This is a genomic window from Campylobacter concisus, assembly GCF_902460415.1.
Lineage (GTDB): Bacteria > Campylobacterota > Campylobacteria > Campylobacterales > Campylobacteraceae > Campylobacter_A > Campylobacter_A concisus_Y.
Genome location: NZ_CABPTY010000001.1, coordinates 288,742 through 309,592 on the forward strand (window position 1 = coordinate 288,742; position 20,851 = coordinate 309,592).

18 protein-coding genes and 1 pseudogene are annotated in these 20,851 nt (G+C 38.3%); 14 read left to right on the plus strand and 5 right to left on the minus strand.

All coding sequences use genetic code 11. The features are described 5' to 3' along the window. Positions 1–4 precede the first annotated feature (4 nt). Both FZ940_RS01415 and pckA read left to right on the plus strand, forming a co-directional pair. Entirely contained in the window at positions 5–1,807 is a 1,803-nt protein-coding gene (locus FZ940_RS01415) for a biotin/lipoyl-containing protein (RefSeq protein WP_148821232.1), read from the plus strand. Positions 1,808–1,914: 107 nt separating this feature from the next. Next, the gene (pckA, locus tag FZ940_RS01420) at positions 1,915–3,489 is read left to right on the plus strand and encodes a phosphoenolpyruvate carboxykinase (ATP) (RefSeq protein WP_187422132.1); all 1,575 of its coding nucleotides are present in this window, start codon (positions 1,915–1,917) and stop codon (positions 3,487–3,489) included. Between the two features lie 342 nt (positions 3,490–3,831). Here pckA and FZ940_RS01425 read toward each other — a convergent pair whose 3' ends face one another. The 3 genes from FZ940_RS01425 to FZ940_RS01435 are packed head-to-tail and all read right to left on the minus strand — an operon-like array spanning position 3,832 to position 6,412. Further along, positions 3,832–5,187 (minus strand): cation:dicarboxylate symporter family transporter, encoded by a 1,356-nt coding sequence (locus FZ940_RS01425; protein WP_107690838.1) that lies wholly within the window; start codon positions 5,185–5,187, stop codon positions 3,832–3,834. Positions 5,188–5,198: 11 nt separating this feature from the next. Next, positions 5,199–5,693 carry a peptidylprolyl isomerase gene (locus FZ940_RS01430; protein WP_148821234.1) on the minus strand — a complete coding sequence of 165 codons (495 nt, stop codon included), beginning with the start codon at positions 5,691–5,693 and terminating at the stop codon, positions 5,199–5,201. Positions 5,694–5,704: 11 nt separating this feature from the next. Then, positions 5,705–6,412 (minus strand): YebC/PmpR family DNA-binding transcriptional regulator, encoded by a 708-nt coding sequence (locus FZ940_RS01435; protein ID WP_021090734.1) that lies wholly within the window; start codon positions 6,410–6,412, stop codon positions 5,705–5,707. 149 nt (positions 6,413–6,561) lie between these two features. On the opposite strand from FZ940_RS01435, the gene FZ940_RS01440 reads away from it, so the two are divergent. The 4 genes from FZ940_RS01440 to FZ940_RS01455 are packed head-to-tail and all read left to right on the plus strand — an operon-like array spanning position 6,562 to position 10,038. Continuing rightward, positions 6,562–7,116, plus strand: coding sequence for a GNAT family N-acetyltransferase (locus tag FZ940_RS01440; RefSeq protein WP_148821235.1), 555 nt, complete (start codon positions 6,562–6,564; stop codon positions 7,114–7,116). Beyond that, positions 7,113–7,316: a heavy-metal-associated domain-containing protein gene (locus FZ940_RS01445; RefSeq protein ID WP_107698123.1), complete on the plus strand. Its 204-nt coding sequence runs from the start codon at positions 7,113–7,115 to the stop codon at positions 7,314–7,316. The genes FZ940_RS01440 and FZ940_RS01445 overlap by 4 nt, the downstream gene beginning before the upstream one ends. 1 nt (position 7,317) lies before the next feature. Further along, complete coding sequence (locus tag FZ940_RS01450) at positions 7,318–9,495, plus strand: heavy metal translocating P-type ATPase (protein ID WP_148821236.1); 2,178 nt, start codon at positions 7,318–7,320, stop codon at positions 9,493–9,495. Positions 9,496–9,498: 3 nt separating this feature from the next. Then, positions 9,499–10,038 carry an oxidoreductase gene (locus FZ940_RS01455; RefSeq protein ID WP_148821237.1) on the plus strand — a complete coding sequence of 180 codons (540 nt, stop codon included), beginning with the start codon at positions 9,499–9,501 and terminating at the stop codon, positions 10,036–10,038. Positions 10,039–10,040: 2 nt separating this feature from the next. On the opposite strand, the gene FZ940_RS01460 is transcribed toward FZ940_RS01455, so the two are convergent. After that, positions 10,041–10,430, minus strand: a complete 390-nt coding sequence (locus FZ940_RS01460) for a hypothetical protein (RefSeq protein ID WP_148821238.1) — start codon at positions 10,428–10,430, stop codon at positions 10,041–10,043. Positions 10,431–10,634: 204 nt separating this feature from the next. On the opposite strand from FZ940_RS01460, the gene argH reads away from it, so the two are divergent. The 3 genes and pseudogenes from argH (at position 10,635) to FZ940_RS09785 (ending at position 13,164) form a co-directional block, all read left to right on the plus strand. Then, positions 10,635–12,047, plus strand: a complete 1,413-nt coding sequence (argH, locus tag FZ940_RS01465) for an argininosuccinate lyase (RefSeq protein ID WP_148821239.1) — start codon at positions 10,635–10,637, stop codon at positions 12,045–12,047. Between the two features lie 445 nt (positions 12,048–12,492). Beyond that, positions 12,493–12,771 (plus strand): annotated as a pseudogene (locus FZ940_RS09780) (methyl-accepting chemotaxis protein); the annotation flags it as partial. A gap of 84 nt (positions 12,772–12,855) precedes the next feature. Beyond that, positions 12,856–13,164, plus strand: coding sequence for a CZB domain-containing protein (locus FZ940_RS09785; RefSeq protein ID WP_374220086.1), 309 nt, complete (start codon positions 12,856–12,858; stop codon positions 13,162–13,164). Between the two features lie 40 nt (positions 13,165–13,204). Here the strand turns inward: FZ940_RS09785 and FZ940_RS01475 are convergent, their stop codons facing one another. Continuing rightward, positions 13,205–13,558, minus strand: a complete 354-nt coding sequence (locus FZ940_RS01475) for a histidine triad nucleotide-binding protein (RefSeq protein ID WP_148821241.1) — start codon at positions 13,556–13,558, stop codon at positions 13,205–13,207. A gap of 118 nt (positions 13,559–13,676) precedes the next feature. Between FZ940_RS01475 and pheS the strand changes: the two genes are divergently transcribed. The 5 genes from pheS (at position 13,677) to FZ940_RS01500 (ending at position 20,850) form a co-directional block, all read left to right on the plus strand. After that, complete coding sequence (gene pheS, locus FZ940_RS01480; protein ID WP_085657680.1) at positions 13,677–14,672, plus strand: phenylalanine--tRNA ligase subunit alpha; 996 nt, start codon at positions 13,677–13,679, stop codon at positions 14,670–14,672. Further along, the gene (gene pheT / locus FZ940_RS01485) at positions 14,669–17,005 is read left to right on the plus strand and encodes a phenylalanine--tRNA ligase subunit beta (protein ID WP_148821242.1); all 2,337 of its coding nucleotides are present in this window, start codon (positions 14,669–14,671) and stop codon (positions 17,003–17,005) included. The genes pheS and pheT overlap by 4 nt, the downstream gene beginning before the upstream one ends. After that, the gene (aroA, locus tag FZ940_RS01490) at positions 17,002–18,279 is read left to right on the plus strand and encodes a 3-phosphoshikimate 1-carboxyvinyltransferase (protein ID WP_148821243.1); all 1,278 of its coding nucleotides are present in this window, start codon (positions 17,002–17,004) and stop codon (positions 18,277–18,279) included. Before pheT ends, aroA begins: the two co-directional genes overlap by 4 nt. Continuing rightward, on the plus strand, positions 18,269–19,093 hold the full coding sequence (locus FZ940_RS01495; protein ID WP_107792684.1) for a 4-hydroxy-3-methylbut-2-enyl diphosphate reductase: 825 nt from the start codon (positions 18,269–18,271) through the stop codon (positions 19,091–19,093). The genes aroA and FZ940_RS01495 overlap by 11 nt, the downstream gene beginning before the upstream one ends. A gap of 80 nt (positions 19,094–19,173) precedes the next feature. Further along, positions 19,174–20,850, plus strand: coding sequence for a 30S ribosomal protein S1 (locus FZ940_RS01500; protein WP_148821244.1), 1,677 nt, complete (start codon positions 19,174–19,176; stop codon positions 20,848–20,850). Position 20,851 lies beyond the last annotated feature (1 nt).

Here is a 20,851-nt window from a genome sequence, read left to right on the forward strand (position 1 = left end):
AAATATGGCAAAGAAATTTATCGATGTTATGGATACGACCTTTAGAGATGGCTTTCAGTCAGTTTATGGCGCTAGAGTGCTTATGAACGACTTTTTGCCCGCGCTTGAAGCAGCCAAAGAGGCTGGCATAGAGCATTTTGAATTTGGTGGCGGAGCGAGATTTCAAAGCCTTTATTTTTACCTAAATGAAGATGCTTTTGCGATGATGGATAAATTTAGAAGCATCGTAGGACCAAAAGCAAACCTTCAAACCCTAAGCAGGGGCGTAAACACCGTCACACTTGATACTGGCAGTCGTGAGCTAATCGACCTTCACGCAAAGCTTTTCAAAAAACATGGAACCACCACCATTAGAAATTTTGACGCACTAAATGACGTTGAAAATTTAAAATATTCAGGCGAGAGGATCGCTCATCACGGACTAAAACACGAAGTCGTAGTTACGATGATGGATCTGCCTAGTGGCTGTGTGGGAGCTCATGACGTTAAATTTTATGAGAAAATTTTAAGAGAAATTTTAGATGCAAACATCCCTTATCACAGCGTTTGCTTTAAAGATGCAAGTGGCACAAGTAGCCCACAAAAGGTCTATGAGACTATAAAAATGGCTAGAAAGCTGCTGCCAGAAAAAACTCACATCAGACTTCACACACATGAAACAGCAGGCGTAAGTGTGGCTTGCTATCTTGCAGCGCTTGAAGCCGGCGTTGATGGCATAGATCTAGCCGCAAGCCCAGTAAGTGGCGGTACAAGCCAGCCAGATATCTTAACTATGCTTCACGCAGTAAAAGGCAAAAACTATGATCTTGGCGGACTTGACGTGGAGAAAATTTTAAAATATGAAAGCGTTTTGAATGATTGCTTAAAAGAGTATTTCTTGCCACCTGAAGCTGTGCAAGTAAGCCCACTCATACCATTTTCACCGATGCCTGGTGGCGCGCTCACTGCAAATACTCAGATGATGAGAGATAACAACATCTTAGATAAATTCCCAGAGGTCATCCTTGCTATGCGCGAAGTGGTGCAAAAGGGCGGATACGGCACTTCAGTAACCCCTGTTAGCCAGTTTTACTTCCAACAAGCATTTAACAACGTGATGTTTGGCAAGTGGAAAAAGATCGCTGAGGGATACGGCAAAATGGTGCTTGGCTACTTTGGCAAGACCCCAGTTACGCCTGATAAAGAGATCATCAAGCTTGCTAGCGAGCAGCTAGGCTTAAAACCAACTACAAAACACGCAGTTGATATAGCTGATAAAGATGAGAGCAAGTCACTTGCACACGTGAAAGAAATTTTAAAACAAAATAAGATCAAAGTCACCGAAGAAAACGTCTTTATAGCAGCAGCTTGTAAAGAAAAGGGTATTGCGTTCTTAAAAGGCGAAGCCAAAGTAAATGTAAGAAAAATCGATCCAAACGCTAAGGCAAATGAATGCAGGCAAACTCAAAGCGGCAGATATAGTGTCGTTGTAAATGGTAGCCGCTACAATGTCGAAGTAAGCGAGGGCTTTAACGATAGCATCCAAGTAAAATCAATCACCGAAGTTGAAGGCAAGAGCGTAAAAAGTGCCAAAAATGCAACAGCAGGTGCAACTGAAAATGACATCGTTGCAAGCTTGCCTGGTGCTGTGCATAAAATTTTAGTAAGCGCAGGAGACCATGTCAAAAAAGGGCAAGCTGTAGTCGTGCTTGAAGCAATGAAGATGGAGATAGAGGTCAAAGCCCCAAAAGATGGTGTGATAGGCTCTATTGAAGTTAGCAAAGGTCAAAGCGTCGCGAACAATCAAGTGGTGGCTAAATTTAAATAAATTTGCCACTTTTAAAAAGATAGTGTTAAGCGAAATTTGATTAACATTTTGATGACTTTTAGGTCAGAATTTATAAAGAAATGAAAATTTTAAAAGGAAATAACATGATAAATAAACTAGACGAACTAGGTCTAAAAGAGATCAAAAAGATAAATCACAATCTAAGCTACGACGAGCTTTTTGAGCTTGAAAAGGCAAACAACGAGGGTAGGGTTTCAAGCAACGGCACATTTATGGTTGATACGGGAATTTTTACTGGAAGAAGCCCAAAAGATAAGTACTTTGTCAAGCAAGATCCAAGCCAAAAATATATCGCTTGGGGCAAGATAAATCAGCCTATCACAAAAGAGCTTTTTGATAAGCTTCTTAAAAAAGCAAAAGAGCAGCTAAGCGGTAAAGAAATTTTTATCCAAGATGCATTTTGTGGAGCTAGCAAAAAGAGCCAAAAATCAGTCCGTTTTGTCACTGAAGTAGCGTGGCAAGCACACTTTGTAAAAAATATGTTCATCCGTCCAAGCAAGGAAGAGCTAGCTAAATTTGAGCCTGATTTTGTAGTATATAACGCTTGTAAAACAAAAAATGAAGAATATAAGGCTGATGGGCTACATTCAGATGTCTTTGTTATCTTCAACGTCGAGGAAAATGTCGCAGTGATCGGCGGTACGTGGTACGGTGGTGAGATGAAAAAGGGTATTTTTTCTATGATGAACTACTGGTTGCCACTTGAAGGTAAACTAAGTATGCACTGCTCTGCAAACGTAGGCGAAAAAGGCGATACAGCGCTATTTTTTGGCCTATCAGGTACTGGCAAAACGACACTTTCAACTGATCCAAAACGCAAACTAATAGGCGATGACGAGCACGGCTGGGATGATGATGGCGTGTTTAACTTTGAGGGTGGATGCTATGCAAAATGTATCAATCTTGATCCAAGCAGTGAGCCAGAAATTTACGCAGCGATCAGGCGTGATGCGCTACTTGAAAATGTCGTGGCTGACGAAAATGGCGTGGTTGATTATAAAGATGGCTCAAAAACTGAAAACACACGCGTGAGCTATCCGATCTATCACATCGACAACTACGAACCAAGTTCAAGCGCTGGCCATCCAAAAAATATCATCTTTTTAAGTGCTGACGCTTTTGGCGTGCTTCCTCCAGTTGCAAAACTCACAAAAGAGCAGGCTATGTATTATTTCTTAAGTGGCTACACAGCAAAAGTTGCTGGCACAGAGCGCGGTATAACTGAGCCAGTCGCTACTTTTAGTGCTTGCTTTGGCGAGCCATTTATGCCACTTCACCCAACCGTCTATGCAAAACTACTAGGTGAGAAGATCGATAAACACGGCGTTAATGTCTATCTTGTAAATACAGGCTGGAGTGGCGGTGCTTACGGCGTTGGCAAGCGTATGAGTATAAAAGCAACTCGTGCTTGCATAAATGCGATCCTTGATGGTAGCATCACAAAATGCGAATTTGAAAATTTTGATAAATTTAACTTCGCTATTCCAAAAGAGCTTGATGGTGTCGAGACAAAACTGCTAAATCCTATAAACACATGGGCAAATTCAGATGAGTATAACGCTTCACGCGATAAGCTTGCTAAAATGTTTGTCGAAAATTTCAAACGCTACGAAGATGTAAAAGAGGGCGTCGAGTACGCCAAAGCTGGTCCAAAAGCTTAATTTGTATAGCCTTGCAAAGCTTCTTGCAAGGCTAGTCTTTTTGGTTAATATTTTTGATATTAAAGTATCTTTCTTTTAAATTCCAAGCTCAAGTATTACATTTGTAAATTTATTCTAGTAAGTAGCAAAATATTAGGTATTGCCAAATATATGAGTTGCTAATAAAATTTTCCTATTACACTTAGTCTCTAGTTTTTCTTTCTGTGCTTGAACCAGTTATCAAATATCATTTATTGTGCTGCTGTTTTTAAAAATTTTTATAGGTTTGAGGAGGAGATAGATCGCATAAATTTAGAATAAAAAAAATAAGGGCAAAGTTGCCCTTATAGTTATAAAGTTATATTATGAGTGAAAGTGAAATTCCTCTGGATGATCTAGTGCGTATCTAAATTTATCCATATCGACTTTTTTATCCCAGATAGAAACTATCATGCAACCAACAGCGTTACCGCAGAGATTACCAACTGCACGCATCTCTGACATAAATTTATCGACGCCAAGTAGCACAGCTACGGTGACTACTGGTATGCCAGTGCTAGGAAGTGCGCTTAGTGTTCCAGCAAGGACGACAAAGCCTGATCCTGTCACGCCAACAGCGCCTTTACTTGTGATCATTAGTACGATTAGTATGCTTATTAGATGCTCAAAGCTTAGTGGGATGTTAAATGCTTGAGCTAGGAAAATAACACTTAGACTTAGATAGATGTTGGTGCAGTCGAGGTTAAATGAGTAGCCAGTTGGGATGATAAGTCCAACAGCGCCTCTATTTATACCAGCTGATTCTAGCTTTTGCATAAGCGGCGCAAGAGCTGTTTCGCTCGAGCTTGTTGCAAAGACTACCAATACCTCTTTTGAGATAAAGCGCATAAATTTAAAGACATTGATTTTTGCAAAATAGCAGATAACACCAAGCACGACAAATATAAAAAAGCAGCTTGCAAGTGCCATAACAACCAAAAGCTCCATCATGCCAAGAAGCGTTCCGATACCAAATTTGCCGATCAGATAAGCCATAGCTGAAAATGCAGCCACTGGGCTAAAGAGCATAAGCCAGCTAAGAAGTTTTAAGACATAGTGCTGAATAAATTCAAGTGGCTTTAGGCAAGCTTGTTTTTTATCATGAGCTAGCAGTGAAAGTACGATGGCAACGATAATAGCCATGAAAAGTACTTGAAGTGTGTTTGATTTTATAAATGGATCAAGTATATGTACGTAAGGGAAAATATCATCTACTGGCACAGCACCTCTTAAAAGATGAAGTGTATGTGCTACAAATCCGCTATTTGCGTCCATATTTGCAGCTTGAGATGTAAATTTAGCTACGCTTGAGGCATCAAGCTGAGTGTAGTCAAGATTCATGCCATGTCCTGGACGAAGTGTCTCGCCAAAGATGATACCAACAGCAAGCGCAAGTGTGCTAACTATCTCAAAATAGATAAATGCCTTTAATCCAATAGATCCAAGATCTTTTAGGCTCTCAAGTCCAACGATGCCTGAAACGATCGTTAAAAAGATAATAGGGCCGATTAAAATTTTAAGTGCTTTTATAAAATAATCAATGCCTGGTTTGCTAGCTATACCAAGCTCAGGTGCGACCATGCCAACGATAACGCCACCAACAATACCGATCACAACCCAAAAGGCAAGATTGGTAAATAATCTTACAGCAAGGCTTCCTTGCTTTTTAGTATTATTCATAAATTTCCCCTTTATAGGCTTTCTCTGATCTTAGTAGAGATGATCTTATCGCCTTGTCTTATAGCATCAAGCACCTTTAGGCTCTCATCATCAACGCATTTTCCAAAGACTGTATGCACGCCATCAAGATGAGGTTGCTTGCTATGACAGATGAAAAACTGCGATCCGCCAGTATCACGCCCCGCGTGAGCCATGCTTAGGCTACCGCGCTCGTGTTTTACCTTTTGGTTGTCGCATTCGCATTTTATTCTCCAGCCAGGACCGCCTGTACCTGTGCCATTTGGACAACCGCCTTGGATGACGAAACTTGGTATAACTCTATGAAAATTTAGACCATTGTAAAAGCCAGTTTTTATTAGGTGAACAAAATTTGCAACAGCTTGTGGAGCTTCCTCGGCAAAAAGTTCAAGCTTTATCTCGCCTTTGTCTGTCTCTAAAACTGCAAATTTATCTTTTTTAAGCTCATCTAAATTTATGTCATAAACTTTTAATTCATCAAAACGCATGTATTTCCCTTTTATTCGATATTTGTATAAACTGCTTGAACATCATCATCATCTTCTAGCTTATCAAGAAGTCTCTCAACCTCAAGCATTTGCTCTTCGCTTAGATTCACGGTTTGATTTGGCAAGTATTGAAGTGAAGCTTTTTTAACCACTAAATTTAGCTTTTCGATACCTTCATGAAGTGTGCCAAAATTTGCATAATCACCGTATACAAATAGCGTCTCATCGTCAGCCTCGATATCGCTTAGACCATAATCTATCAGCTCAAGCTCGATCTCTTCAATGTCTGCGCTTGGTTTTTCAAGCTCAAAAACGCTCTTTCTTGTAAACATAAAGCTAAGGCTGCCACTTGGTAAAATTTCTCCACCATTTTTGCTAAATATCGCTTTAACATTGGCAACCGTTCTTGTTGGATTGTCGGTCGCACACTCAACGATGATTTGCACGCCATGAGCTGCTTTGCCGTCATAAAAAATAGTCTTAATATCGGCGCTATCTTTGCCATTTGCTCTTTTTATAGCTGCATCGATGTTATCTTTTGGCATATTTTCAGCTTTTGCCGCTGCGATAGCTGCGCGAAGTTTAGGGTTCATATCCGGATCACATCCGCCATCTTTTGCCGCTACTGTTATAGCCTTTGCAAGTTTTGGAAATACCTTACTCATCTTATCCCATCTAGCTTCTTTTGCCGCTCTTCGGTACTCAAATGCTCGTCCCATAAATATCCTTAAATAAATTTTTTACGGATTATAACTAAAAAAATTTTATACTTTTTTAAAACATTTTTAGTTTGCCAGCCAAAGCGCCTAATTTGTAAATTTAAAAAAATATTTGGTAAAAATTTAAGCTAAAGGCATATAATCAAGCCATGATAAAAAATGCTCAAAAACAAGATGCAAAAATCTGCATAAAACTACTAAATTTAGCGATGGAAGATATCGCCTACAAGCTAAGTGGTTACGATGATCCTATTAAAAGTAATGAAATTTTAGAAATTTTTTTCAAAAGTGAGACAAATAGACTAAGCTATAAAAATGTCTTTGTTTATAAACATAATGAGGAAATTATCGCAGCGATGTGTGCTTACTTTGGTGGCGATGCAGCAATGCTTGATAGAGAAATTTCACAGCATCTAAAAGCTCTTGGCAAAGATGACAAGGTAGAAAAAGAGTGTTTTGATGATGAGTTTTATATAGATAGTATCGCTGTTGATGAAAATTTTAGAGGCCAAGGGCTTGCAAAAGAGCTCATAAGGTATTCGTTTGTCAAGGCAAAAGAGCTAGGGCATAAAAAGGTTTCATTAATAGTAGATACAAATAAGCCAAAAGTTCGTAAATTTTACGAGAGTTTGGGCTTTAAATTTAATGTCAAGAAAATTGTAAATTTACACGAATACGACCACATGATAAAGGAGATAATATGAAAACATTTGAAGTAAATAATATCCACTGCCAAAACTGCGCAAACACTATAAAAAACGCACTTGAAGATGACTTTGGCAAGATAGAAGTTGATCTTAGCAAAGAGCCAAGACAAGTTAGGGTTGATCTTAAAGATAGTGAAGTTGAAAAATTTAAATCTGAAATGGCTGATCTTGGATTTGACGTTATAAAGGAGCTTTGATATGCCTTTAAAAGTCAAGCTAAATATAGCGGGAATGAGCTGCGTAAATTGCTCAAACGCTATCGAGAAAGTTTCTAAAAAGATAGATGGGGTGCTTGAAGCAAATGTAAATTTTGCAAATGCAAGCGGCGAATTTGTCCTAAAAGACGCTAGCGTGCGTGAAGTTTTAGAGCAAAAGATAAAAAAGCTTGGCTACTTTGTGGCGACAAATATTGATGAATTCGAAGCCAAAAGAGACGAGCATATAACTGCGATCAGAAATAAATTTATATTTGCATTTCTAGCGAGCATGGTCATCATGGCGCTTGAGATGTTTGTAAGGCCTAGCGTGGTTGTAAATTTAGCCATTTTAGCGCTTGGCTTTTTGGTGCTAGCTTTTAGTGGCAAAGACTTCTTTGCTCACGCCATAGAGGCTGTTAAAAACAAAAACTACGATATGAACGTGCTTGTAGCTCTTGGAAGCGGCAGTGCATTTTTATACTCGCTTTTTGTTGTGATCTTTTCAGATTTCATCCCAGATGATCTAAAAAATGTCTATGTCTCGGGCGCAGCGATGATAATAGCCTTTGTTTTGCTAGGTAAGTATCTTGAAGAGCGCTCAAAGGCAAAGGCAGGCGACTACCTAAAGACGCTACTTAAAATTTCGCCAAAGACCGCCTTTTTGGTCATGCCAGATGGACATAGTAAAGAGGTAAATGTAAATGAGCTAAAAGTAGGCGACATCGTCATCGTAAAAAATGGTTACAACATCCCAAGTGATGGCGTGATAGTTCAAGGTGGCGCTGAGATAGATGCTTCTATGCTTACAGGAGAGAGCTTGCCAGTTTATAAAGAGGTGGGAGATGGCGTATTTGCCGGCACTCTAAACACAAATGGCTACATAAGCGTCAAGGTGACAAAGAGTTCTTTTGAAAGCTTGCTATCTCAAATTTTAAGCTTATTAAGCGACGCTAGCTCTAAAAAGATGCCTATCGGACGGCTGGCTGACAAGATAGCAAACATCTTTGTGCCAAGTGTGGTGGCGATCTCAGTTCTTACATTTTTAATATGGATAATTTTTAGTGGAAATTTCGCCTATGCGATCTCTAGCGCGATCTGCGTGCTTATCATCTCATGCCCATGCGCACTAGGACTTGCCACGCCAATAGCAATAGTAAGCGCGCTTGCACGTGGTGCAAAAGCTGGAATTTTAGTAAAAAATCCAGAAGTTTTAGAGCTAATAAAAGATGCTAAATTCGTAGCATTTGACAAAACAGGCACACTTAGTAAAGGACAAATCAGCGTCAAAAGCTCAAATTTAAGCGAGCAAGATTTAGCTCTTATCGCTTCTGCTGAAAATTTAAGTGAGCATCTCATCTCAAAAGCTATCGTTAGATATGCAAAGCAAAAATGTATAGATTTACAAAAGCTAAATGGAAAATTTCAAAATGTTGTCGGGCAAGGCATCATCTATGAGGATGAGAATAATCAGATAATAATCGGAAACGAAAAGCTGCTTTTGGCAAATGAAGTAAGTTTAAATCCGGATGAAAGTAACGCTATAAAAGAGGCTGCAAATGATGGAAGCGGCGTCATACTTTGTGCGCTAAATCAAAAATTTAGCGGCTTTTTAACGCTAAGTGATGAGCTAAAAAATGAAGCAAATGACGTTATAAACGAGCTTTCAAGGCTAAATTTACAAAGCGTGATCCTCTCAGGTGATGATAAAAAAGTAGTGGCAAATATCGCTAGCAAGCTAAATGTGAGCGAATATTATGCAAATATGCTGCCTGAGGACAAATTTAACAAGGTAAAAGAGCTCATGAGCCGAGGTGGCGTGATCTTTGTAGGGGACGGCATAAACGACTCACCATCACTTAAAGAAGCAAGTATTGGTATCGCTATGAACTCGGGCTCAGATATAGCAAAAGGCGCTGGAGATATAGTGCTTATTAAAAATGATTTGCGTGGAGTGACTGGACTAGTTAGATTAGCAAATGCTACTATGGCAAACATAAAAGAAAATTTATTTTGGGCGTTTATGTATAACGCGATTTGTATCCCGGTGGCTGCAGGCGTGCTCTACCCTGTCTTTGGGCTACTTTTAAGCCCAGTTTATGGCTCAATGGCGATGTGTCTTAGTTCTGTTACTGTCGTTTTAAATGCACTTAGACTTAGATATCTACGACTTAAGGATTAAAATTTGAAACTTGGAGAACTTTATAGCGTTGTAGCGGCTGCGCTTGCTACAAATTTTAGTGGCATTTTGGATGTTTCATCTTTTATGCGTATCAAAAAGACAAATGCGTGGATAACGCAGACAAATAGTGAAGCAAATAAAAAAGGTAACGAGCTTTATGCCAAATTTATCAAAGATGAGAGTAGTGCGGCCTTGTGTGATGATTTTGTCATTTTAAAGTCAAAATTTGAGGCAAGTTACTATTTTTCGTCTGCAAAAGATGATCTAGCTCAATTTTATAAGGCTATAAATTTTCAGCCAAAGATGGGCGAGGTTGATAGTATCTCAAATCAGCTAATTTTAATAGCAAATATTTTAAAAAGCGAAGCATCTAAGGAGTCTATGAGACTTCTTGCAGCTTTTAGTATCTCATTTTTCTTACCTTATGCTAAACAGCTTTCAAAAGATATCCAAAAAGACGCAACTAGTAATTTTTATAAATCAATGGGATATTTTTTAGAGGATTTTTGCCTAGTTTTAGAAACTATTATTGGCAAGGCTTAGTTTTAAGCCTGTGCCATTTCTATCATTTGAGTTTTAATGCTTAAAATGTTATTTTGAATGGCTGACTGCTCTAAATTTAAGTAATGAAGCATTTGCATAGAATTACGATCTTTTAGGCTTTGGATGCTTGAAATTTGATGTGAAATATCTAGCTTTTGCTCTTGTAATTTTTCTAAGTCTTTTTGTAACTGTATAGCACTTGCTTTATTAATAATTATAGGGGAAATTTTAGCATCCTCTCTTTGTTCTACATGTACTTCATTGCTTCTAACAATATCTTTTTTGTCATAGCCAGAAGATACTAGCATACTTGTTTTTGAGCTATTTGAAGAGATAGATGTATAGCCATCATGATAGAAAATATTTGAGTTCATATTTGCGTCTATTTGCATATCATCTTTCCTCTTATAGATTATTTTTATTTTAAACTATTTCAATAGAAAATTAAAATAGTTTTTAAAAAGTTATATTTTGAATTATATTTCTATATCCTTAAAGATAAATTATATTTATAACTTTTTTACAACTTTATAGTTAAAATACCCAGTTAAGTGCTATTTTGTTAAAATCACGCAAAACTAATCAAAGGTAAAGCTATGAAAGAAGAGAAAACCGCACACAAAAAGATGTGGGAGGGCAGATTTAGCGAGGCTAGCTCGAAGCTACTTGAGGAATTTAATGCTTCTATAAATTTTGATAAAAATCTTTTTGAAGAAGATATCGCCGGGAGTAAGGCGCACGCAAAGATGCTTGGAATTTGCGGAATTTTGAAAAAAGATGAGTCAGAGGCGATCATAAAGGGGCTTGATGAGGTTTTGGCTGAGATAAGAGCTGGTAAATTTACTTTTAAGATAGAGGATGAAGATATACACATGGCAGTTGAGAAGCGACTTAGCCAGATCATCGGCGCCGAGCTTGGAGGCAGACTGCACACAGCTAGAAGTAGAAATGACCAAGTTGCTCTTGATTTTAAATTTTACGTATTGAAGAAAAATTTAGAAATTTCTTCATGTATAAAAGAGCTCATCGCCACGCTTACAAATTTGGCAAAAAACAACAAAGATACGCTAATGCCAGGCTACACACATCTTCAGCACGCTCAGCCAGTAAGTCTTAGCTATCACTTGCTAGCATATGCATTTATGTTTAAAAGAGATTTCGAGCGTTTTGTTAGCTCATATGAGCGAAACAACCTAAGTCCGCTTGGTTCAGCAGCCCTTGCAGGCACTCCTCATAAGATAGATAGAACTATCGTTGCAAGCGAGCTTGGCTTTGCAGGCTGCACGCAAAATGCGATGGATAGCGTGAGTGACCGTGATTTTACGCTGGAGATTTTATTTAACATTAGCGTTTTTATGACGCACGCTTCTAGGCTTTGCGAGGAGCTCATACTTTGGAGCTCTCAAGAATTTGGCTTTGTAAGCATCAGTGACGCTTATAGCACGGGCAGTTCCATAATGCCACAGAAGAAAAATCCAGATGTAGCCGAACTCATACGCGGTAAAACTGGACGTGTAAATGGAAATTTAGTAGCGCTACTAACTACGATGAAGGGCCTGCCACTTGCTTATAATAAAGATATGCAAGAAGATAAAGAGGGCGTATTTGACAGCGTCTCGACCATTTTAAGCTCGGCTACCATCCTAAACGAGATGATAAAAACAGCTAAATTTAACGAAAAAAACATGCTAAAAGCAACAAAAACTGGGCATCTAAGTGCCACCGATTTGGCGGATTATTTAGTGCGTGAAAAAAACATCCCATTTAGAACAGCACATTTTATTACAGGTAAAGCTGTTGCAAAGGCTGAAAGTTTGGGACTTGACTTGAGTGAATTAAACGAAGAGCAGCTAAGAAGTGTGGATGAAAATTTAGATGCAAATGCTACTAAATTTTTAGATCTTTATGCTTCCAAAGAGGCTCGCACCTCAAAAGGCGGCACGGCAAATAAAAGTATTGATGAGCAGATAGAAATTTTAGATTACTGGCTTAAGAAAAAAGAGTTATAATTACGCAAAATATACAAATTTTAAAGGATGAAAAATGTTTTTTGATGGTAAAAATAAAGAGCTTTCTAGTAAAAACGAAGCTTTACAAAGAGAAAACGAAGCTTTAAAGGCTGAAATTTTAGCACTTAAAAATGAGCTAAAAAACGTTAAAATTTGCGAACCAAAAGAACAAGCTAAGGATAAGCAAGAGGCTGTAAATTTATTGCTTTCAAGTTATCAAGATGGTATAAATTTCTTGCAATTAACAATGGAAGAAAATCTAAAAATGCTTGAAAGTATAAACGGACTAAATGAAAAGACTTTCAAAGAGACAGGTGAACTCAAGTCGCAAACGGCTGAAATTTTAAACTCGATCGAGCAAGTAAGCCAGATGAGTAATGACCTTTCAAATGACGCATCTTCACTTGACGGAAGCGTAAATTCGATTGTTGAGATTATAAATCTCATTAAAGACATCTCAGATCAGACAAATTTGCTAGCTCTAAATGCTGCTATCGAGGCGGCCCGTGCTGGTGAGCATGGACGAGGTTTTGCTGTCGTGGCAGATGAGGTTAGAAAGCTAGCCGAGCGCACTCAAAAAGCGACACTTGAAGTAGAAGTAAATATAAATGGCCTTAAGCAAAGTGCGAACACGATGATCGAAATGAGTGAGAATTTTTCAAAAATTTCTGCAAATGCTATGAAAATTTTAGGTGGATTTGAAGGAAATATCTCAAGCGTAAACGCAAATACGCAAAATATCCTAAATCAGGCTTTAAATGTTACAAATGAAGTCTATGTAAGTAATGGAAAAATAGATCATATAAATATGAAGCTAAATGGATATAGAGGTGTGCTTTTAAATGAATTTAATAAAATTCAAGATGTTCATGAGTGTAGATTTGGCAAATGGTATGAAAAAGATGTGAAAAATACTCTTGTAAAAGATACCAAAATTCTCTCAAGTATCGCAGCTCATCATGAAAATGTTCATCATGGACTAGAAAAAGCGATGGTTATTTTTGCTGATAAAGACAAAGGAAATCTACCTGGCGTTGAAATATTAAAAGATGTTGAAAACTCAAGTAAAGTAGGTTTTGAAGAGTTGCTTGAAGCTATTAAGTCTGCAAGAAAATAAAATCTTAGACTCATGATTTGAGTCTAAGATTTATAAGTTATTAAAATGTGCTTTGTGGATCAGCTACGCCTTCGCTCCAGCCAAGCTTAGCTCCGCCAAGCAGGTGAAAATGTAGATGCATAACTTCTTGACCGCCGTTTTCACCGCAGTTTGTTATAAGGCGATATCCGCTCTTATCAACGCCCATTAAGGTCGCCACTTCTTGGATAAATTTTGTCATTTCTCCCATTAAAACTGGATCCACCTCTTGGAAATTTTTATAGTGTTTTTTTGGGATGATTAGGATGTGGATCGGTGCTTTTGGGTTTATGTCGTTAAAAGCTAGAAATTTCTCGCTTTCAAGCACTTTGTTGCAAGGGATTTCACCAGCTACAATCTTTTCAAATATGGTCATTTTAGCTCCTTTGAAATTTTGTAAAATTATATCAAAGTGTGCTTAAATTTCGTGCTCTTTATCTTGATTTTAACTCTTTTTATATAAAATCGACTCAAAAATTTATAAAGGCAAAAAATTGCAAGATTTCGTTAATAAAATCAAAAATGAAATTTCAACGCTTGATGATTTAGAAAAAGTCAGGGTAGAAATTTTTGGCAAAAAGGGCATCTTGGCGCAAGGTTTTGCAAAGCTAAAAGAGCTTGGCGAAGATGAGAAAAAGGAATTTGCAGCAAATTTAAACAAGCAAAGAGATGAGCTTGGCGCGCTAATAGAAGCTAAAAAAGCTGAGCTTAGCGAGCAAGAGATAGATAACAAGATGAAAAAAGAGGCTGCTGATATCACACTCTTTAACGAGCCTGTTGCTAGCGGGGCGCTGCACCCTGTGATGGCTACGATGGATAAGATAATTGAATACTTTTTGGCTCTAAATTTCTCGCTCGAGACCGGACCACTGATAGAAGATGATTTTCACAACTTTGAGGCGCTAAATTTGCCAAAATACCACCCAGCAAGGGATATGCAAGATACATTTTACCTAGATGATTTTAGACTTTTAAGGACGCATACGAGCCCAGTTCAAGTGCGAACTATGCTAAATCAAAAGCCGCCTATTCGTATGATAGCGCCTGGCACGGTCTTTAGACGTGATATGGATTTAACTCATACACCGATGTTTCACCAGGTTGAGGGCCTTGTGGTGGAGGATGCTGAGAAAGTTAGCTTTGCAAATTTAAAATCAATGCTTGAGGGCTTTTTAAAGCACATGTTTGGCGACGTTGAAGTGCGTTTTCGCCCTAGCTTCTTTCCATTTACGGAGCCTAGCGCAGAGGTTGATATTAGTTGTATATTCTGCCACGGCAAGGGCTGCAGAGTGTGCAAGCAGACTACTTGGCTTGAAGTGCTTGGATGTGGCGTTGTTGATCCAAATGTATTTAAGGCGGTTGGCTATAAAAATGTAAGTGGATACGCTTTTGGCCTTGGCGTTGAGAGATTTGCGATGTTGCTTCATAGAGTGCCTGATCTAAGGTCGCTTTTTGAGGGAGATTTAAGATTGTTGGAGCAGTTTAAATGATAATTTCAAAGCATTGGTTAAACGAGTGGATCGACCTTAGCGACGTTAGTGGCGAGACACTTTCAAAGACGTTAAATTCTATCGGACTAGAGGTTGATAGTTATAAAGAGATAAATTTGCCAAAGAGCATTGTAGTTGGCTACATAAAAAGTAGAGAAAAGCACCCAGACGCCGATAAGTTAAGCGTTTGTCAAGTAGATGTTGGTGGAGAGACGCTTCAGATCGTGTGTGGGGCTAAAAATGTTGAAGCTGGTCAATTTGTGCCAGTTGCACTTATTGGCACGACTATGCCAAATGGTCTTGAGATAAAAAAAGCAAAGCTAAGAGGTATCGAGTCAAGTGGTATGATCTGCTCTTCAAGTGAGCTGGGACTTCCAAAGGTAAACGATGGAATTTTACCACTTGATGAGAGTATCGGTAAGCTAAAACTTGGTACAAGTCTTAGTGAATTTGAGGTATTTAAAGATACGATAATCGAAGTTGATGTCACAGCAAACAGAGGCGATTGCCAAAATTTACATGGCATCGCAAGAGAAATTTGTGCAGCGCTTGATTTAAATATGAAAGATAGTCACGAAGACGATGAGAGCGAAAATTTACTAGGTATTGGCAGAATAGCTTCTGTGCGAGCAGAGGATAAAGTAAGTGGATCATTTTTGTATAAGGCTTTTGAGCTAAAAGAAGGACTATATGAAAATCTAATAACTCGCATGCGTCTAGCATTAATAGAGTGCCAAAAGACAAATTTAGTTGAGAGACTGCTTGAATACGCGACATTTTGCACGGGTGTTTTATTTAGAGCTTATGATCACGCTAAACTAGTAAGTGAAGACGAAAAGGCTGTTTTTGATATAAAAAATGGCAAAAATGGCGAATGCGTCGTTTATTGTGGGGATAAAAATTTAGGCATTGCTGGAATTTACCAAAGTGACGTAGCAAGGGTAGATGAGAAGTCAAAAGTGATCCTAGTAGAAGCTAGCTACGTAAAGCCAGATGTTGTTTCAAAAGCTATTTTTGAAAATAAAAATTTATCAAAGGGTGATCAAATTTATCGCTCAAGTCGTGGTAGCGAGCCAAATTTAGCTTATGGTGCGGATTATTTATTTAAAAGACTTGCTAATTTTAAAGATGCTCTAAATCTCTTTGCTGGCTCACAGCAGTCGCTTTTAAATACCGAGCCTATAACACTAAATATCTCTCTTTTTGAGCTTAAAAATATGATCGGTCAAGATATAGCTAGAAATGATGTCGTTAAGATTTTAAAGAAACTTGGCTTTGAGATCGCAGTAAATGTTGAGCAAGAGAGCTTTAACGTAAAAGTGCCGTTATTTCGCCACGATATAGTAAATTCTCACGATGTTTGTGAGGAGATCGTAAGGATAGTAGGCATAGACAATATCGCCTCAAAACCACTAAATTTCTCTGAGAAAAATAGGCTAAATAAGACATATTTTGACTATAAAAACGCCCTAAATTTAAGGCGTAGAGCAGCTGATAATGGCTTTTTTGAAAGTGTACACTATGTCTTTGATAGTGAGGATGAGCTTAGTGAGCTAAATTTTAAACCTTGTAAAGTTAAGATACTAAATCCTATAAATAACGAGCTAAACACGCTTAGACCTACACTTGTTAATCACCTTCTAAGCTCAAGCGAGAAAAATATCAAAAACTCAAAACGCTCAGTTAGGCTATTTGAGCTTGGAGAAATTTTTGACGAAAATGCAAACCAAGGTTTAAATTTAGGCTTTGTCGTATCAGGCCTTTTAAAAGAGCCAACACTGATAAATGGCGCAAAGGGCGAGGAGGCAAATTTCTACGCATTTGCAGCGATGGTGCAAAATGTCATAGGTAAATTTGAGCTAAAACCTTGCCAGGGTATCTCATATCTTAGCCCATACGAGCAAGCACACATCTATCAAAATGGCGAAAATATCGGCTATATCGGCAGAGTCGATGCAAGAGTAGAGGCAAAGAGAGATCTGCCAAGAACATATGTTTGCGAGATTGATTTTGCTAAGCTTAAATTTGAACCGGTCTTAGCAGTGCCTTACTCAAAATTCCAAAGCACTACAAGGGATCTTAGCCTTATCGTACCTGAAAATTTCGAGGCTGGACGAATTTATGAGTGCATAAGAGGGCTAAACCTAAAAGAGCTAAAAGAATTTTTACCAGTTGATATTTATAAAGATGTGAAGCTAAATGGCTCGATCAGCCTTAGCCTTAAATTTACATTCCAGGATATGGAAAAAACGCTTGAAGATGACGATATAAACGCACTTATGGATAAAATTTTAAGCGAGCTAAAAGAGAAACTAAATATCGGAATAAGATGAGAATTTATCCATTAGAAAAAAGTCTAAATTTAACTATTGACGACATCGCAGCGGATAAATCAATATCGCATAGATGCGCGATCTTTTCGCTTTTAAGCGATAAACCATCTCGCGTTAGAAACTATCTAAGGGCTGGCGATACGCTAAATACTTTAAAGATAGTCCAGCTTTTGGGAGCGAAGGTTGAAGATAGTAGCTCTGAAATAACCATCACACCGCCACAAAAGATAAAAGAGCCAAATGAAATTTTAGAGTGTGGTAACTCTGGTACGGCGATGAGGCTTTTTATGGGATTACTAGCCGTACAGGATGGCTTTTTTGTGCTAAGTGGTGATAGATATTTAAACTCACGTCCAATGGCTAGAATAGCAAAACCTCTAAATGATATGGGCGCAAAGATAGATGGTGCAAACAACGCAAACAATGCTCCACTTTGCATAAGGGGGATAAAATTTGAAAGATTTAGTTTTGATAGCAAGATCGCCTCAGCCCAGGTAAAAAGTGCGCTTTTACTAGCGGCTCTTTACTCAAATGGTTGCAAATTTAGTGAGCCAGAGCTAAGCAGGGATCACACCGAGCGCATGCTTGCTGGCATGGGAGCTGATATAAAGCGTGACAACTTAGAGATCACACTGGAGCCGATGAAAGCCCCACTCGCGCCGCTTGATATAGACGTGCCAAATGATCCAAGTTCTGCATTTTTCTTTGCGGTCGCAGCACTTATCATTCCGGGCTCACATATTATTTTAAAAAATGTCTTGCTAAATAAAACTCGCATCGAAGCTTATAAAATTCTAGAAAAAATGGGAGCTGAGATAAAATTTCACAAAACTTTAAGCAAATATGAAGATATCGGTGATATCGAGGTCAAATACTCACCAAATTTAAAAGGCGTGGAAGTTAGTGAAAATATCTCATGGCTCATCGACGAAGCTCCAGCTTTAGCCATCGCATTTGCCTGCGCCAAAGGTCAAAGCAAGCTAACAAATGCAAAAGAGCTTCGCGTAAAAGAGAGCGACAGGATAGCTGTCACGATAAATGCGCTAAAGCAGTGCGGTGTCGATGCTAGCGAGCTTGAAGATGGTTTTATCATAAATGGTTCAGAGGCTAAATTTGCCACGATCGATAGCCATGGAGATCACAGGATCGCTATGAGCCTTGCTGTGCTTGGTTTAAAATGTGGCATGCAGATAGAAAAAAGCGAATTTATCGCCACTTCATTTCCAAATTTTGCTGAAATTTTAAAGAAAATGGGAGCTAAAATTGAAGATTGAGCTTGCTAGTAGCTATGGATTTTGTTTTGGCGTAAAAAGGGCGATAAAGATCGCTGAAAATGCAGGAGATGCTGCAACCATTGGGCCACTCATTCATAATAATGAAGAGATAAGTAGGCTTGAAAAAAACTACAATGTAAAGACACTTGATGGAATAAATGAGCTAAAGGATGAAAAAAAGGCAATTATCCGCACTCATGGTATAACTAAAAACGATCTAGCTGAGCTAAAAAAGACAGACATAAAAGTGATCGATGCAACTTGCCCATTTGTGACAAAACCACAACAAATTTGTGAAAAAATGAGTGAAGAGGGTTATGATGTGGTGATCTATGGCGACATGCACCACCCCGAGGTAAAAGGTGTGAAGTCATACGCTAAAGGCAATGTTTACGTCGTGCTTGAAGAGAGCGAACTAGAGGGTATTAAATTCAAGCAAAAGGTCGCTCTTGTTAGCCAAACAACTAGAAAAGTTGAGAAATTTATGCAGATCGCAAACTATCTCATGCTCCATGTAAAAGAGGTGCGCGTTTTTAACACTATCTGCAACGCAACATTTGAAAACCAAGAGGCTGCTAAAAATTTGGCAAAAAGAGCTGATGTGATGATAATTATCGGCGGAAAAAACAGCTCAAACACAAAACAACTCTACCTAATATCTAAAAATTTCTGCGAAGATAGCTACCTGATAGAAAGTGAAGAAGAGCTTGAAAAATCATGGTTTGATGGCAAAAATTTATGTGGCATAAGTGCGGGTGCAAGTACGCCTGACTGGATCATACAAAAAGTCGTTGACAGAATCAAAAAAGTATAAAATTTATCCTAGCTAAAGCCACAATTAACTATAATAAGCCAATTTGCCTCTACTGGCATAATAAAATTTAAAGGATCAAGATGGCTGTGAACAAAAGTGTTCAATTAGGAAAAGCAAAAGACGAAGATATCGAAGATATCGATTTTGCTGCGATGTTAGAGGAGTCTTTTAAAAAGACTGAAGAAGATAGTGACGCAAAGATCGTCAGTATCAATGGCGATGAGGTTTTAATCGACGTTGGCAAGAAGTCAGAAGGCATTTTAAATGTTTCTGAGATCACTGACGCAAACGGCAACCTGACGCATAAAGTTGGCGATACGATCAAAGTTGTAATAACTGGATCAAGAAATGGAAGACCTATAGTGTCGCACAAAAAAGCACTTAGAAAAGAGAAAGTTAAAGCTTTCATCGAAGCTTACGATCCTGAAAATTCTGGCGAAATCGACGTAAAAGTAGTTGGAAAAAATAAAGGTGGTTTTATCACTCAAGACGCAAATGGCGTAGAATTTTTCTTACCAAGAACACACAGCGGATTTAAAAACGCTGAGGGCGTAGTTGGAAAATCATACAAAGTAAGAGTTATAAAAGTTGATAAAGAAGAGAATAGCATCGTTGTTTCAAGAAAGAAAATTTTAGATGACGACCGCAAAAAACGCAAAGAAGCCCTATCAAGTATAGTAGAAAATGATAACGTTATAGAGGGCACAGTTAAGAAAATCACAACTTATGGCATGTTTGTTGATGTTGGCGGTGTAGACGGACTTGTGCATTACAGCGAGATAAGCTACAAAGGTCCAGTAAATCCTAGCTCTTTATACAAAGAAGGCGATAAAGTTTTAGTTAAAGTTATCAGCTATGACAACGAAAAACGCCACTTATCTCTATCTATCAAGGCAGCTACTCCAGATCCTTGGGAAGAGATCATAAATGATGGACTAGAAGTTGGTGACACTATCAAAGTAACAGTTAGCAATATCGAGCCTTATGGCGCATTTGTCGATCTTGGAAACGATATTGAAGGATTTTTACATATATCTGAAATTTCATGGGATAAAAATATCAAAAATCCAAAAGATCACATCAGCGAAGGTCAAGAGATCGATGTTGAAGTTATCGAAATAGACGCAAAAGGACACCGCTTAAGAGTGAGCCTTAAAAATTTACTTCCAAAGCCATTTGACGAATTTAAAGCTAAATTCAAAGAGGGCGACGTAGTAAAAGGTGTTGTGACAACTATCACAAATTTTGGTGCATTTGTTAGAGTAGGCTGCGTTGAAGGATTATTACACAATGAAGACGCGTCTTGGGATAGAAACGATAAATGCAAAGATATGTTTAAAGCTGGCGATGAGCTTGAAGTAAAAATCATCAAAATCGATAGTGCTGAACAAAAAGTTTCACTTAGCCTAAAAGACCTAAAACAAAGTCCAGTTCAAGCATTTGCTGATAAATTTAATGTAGGCGATATCGTAAAAGGAACAATTCGCGACATTAAAGACTTTGGCGTGTTTGTAGAGCTTGGTAATAACGTTGATGCGCTGATCCGTAAAGAAGATCTAGGTAGTGTAGATGTTAGCACACTTAAGATCGGTGATGAGATCGAAGCAGCTATCGCATTTATCGATGAGAAGAAAAATAGAATTCGCCTGAGCATACGCCGTTTAGCAAAACAAAAAGAGCGTGAAGTGTTAAATGAGATCAATGATAACGACGATAAAGTAACACTTGGCGATATCATAAAAGAACAATTACTTTAGT

Coding starts and splice junctions, on each gene's coding strand:
- FZ940_RS01415 (WP_148821232.1), top strand. CDS start 5: ATGGCAAAGAAATTTATCGATGTTATGGATACGACCTTTAGAGATGGC.
- FZ940_RS01425 (WP_107690838.1), bottom strand. CDS start 5,187: ATGAATAATACTAAAAAGCAAGGAAGCCTTGCTGTAAGATTATTTACC.
- FZ940_RS01430 (WP_148821234.1), bottom strand. CDS start 5,693: ATGCGTTTTGATGAATTAAAAGTTTATGACATAAATTTAGATGAGCTT.
- FZ940_RS01435 (WP_021090734.1), bottom strand. CDS start 6,412: ATGGGACGAGCATTTGAGTACCGAAGAGCGGCAAAAGAAGCTAGATGG.
- FZ940_RS01440 (WP_148821235.1), top strand. CDS start 6,562: ATGATAAAAAATGCTCAAAAACAAGATGCAAAAATCTGCATAAAACTA.
- FZ940_RS01445 (WP_107698123.1), top strand. CDS start 7,113: ATGAAAACATTTGAAGTAAATAATATCCACTGCCAAAACTGCGCAAAC.
- FZ940_RS01450 (WP_148821236.1), top strand. CDS start 7,318: ATGCCTTTAAAAGTCAAGCTAAATATAGCGGGAATGAGCTGCGTAAAT.
- FZ940_RS01460 (WP_148821238.1), bottom strand. CDS start 10,430: ATGCAAATAGACGCAAATATGAACTCAAATATTTTCTATCATGATGGC.
- argH (WP_148821239.1), top strand. CDS start 10,635: ATGAAAGAAGAGAAAACCGCACACAAAAAGATGTGGGAGGGCAGATTT.
- FZ940_RS09785 (WP_374220086.1), top strand. CDS start 12,856: ATGAAGCTAAATGGATATAGAGGTGTGCTTTTAAATGAATTTAATAAA.
- FZ940_RS01475 (WP_148821241.1), bottom strand. CDS start 13,558: ATGACCATATTTGAAAAGATTGTAGCTGGTGAAATCCCTTGCAACAAA.
- pheT (WP_148821242.1), top strand. CDS start 14,669: ATGATAATTTCAAAGCATTGGTTAAACGAGTGGATCGACCTTAGCGAC.
- aroA (WP_148821243.1), top strand. CDS start 17,002: ATGAGAATTTATCCATTAGAAAAAAGTCTAAATTTAACTATTGACGAC.
- FZ940_RS01500 (WP_148821244.1), top strand. CDS start 19,174: ATGGCTGTGAACAAAAGTGTTCAATTAGGAAAAGCAAAAGACGAAGAT.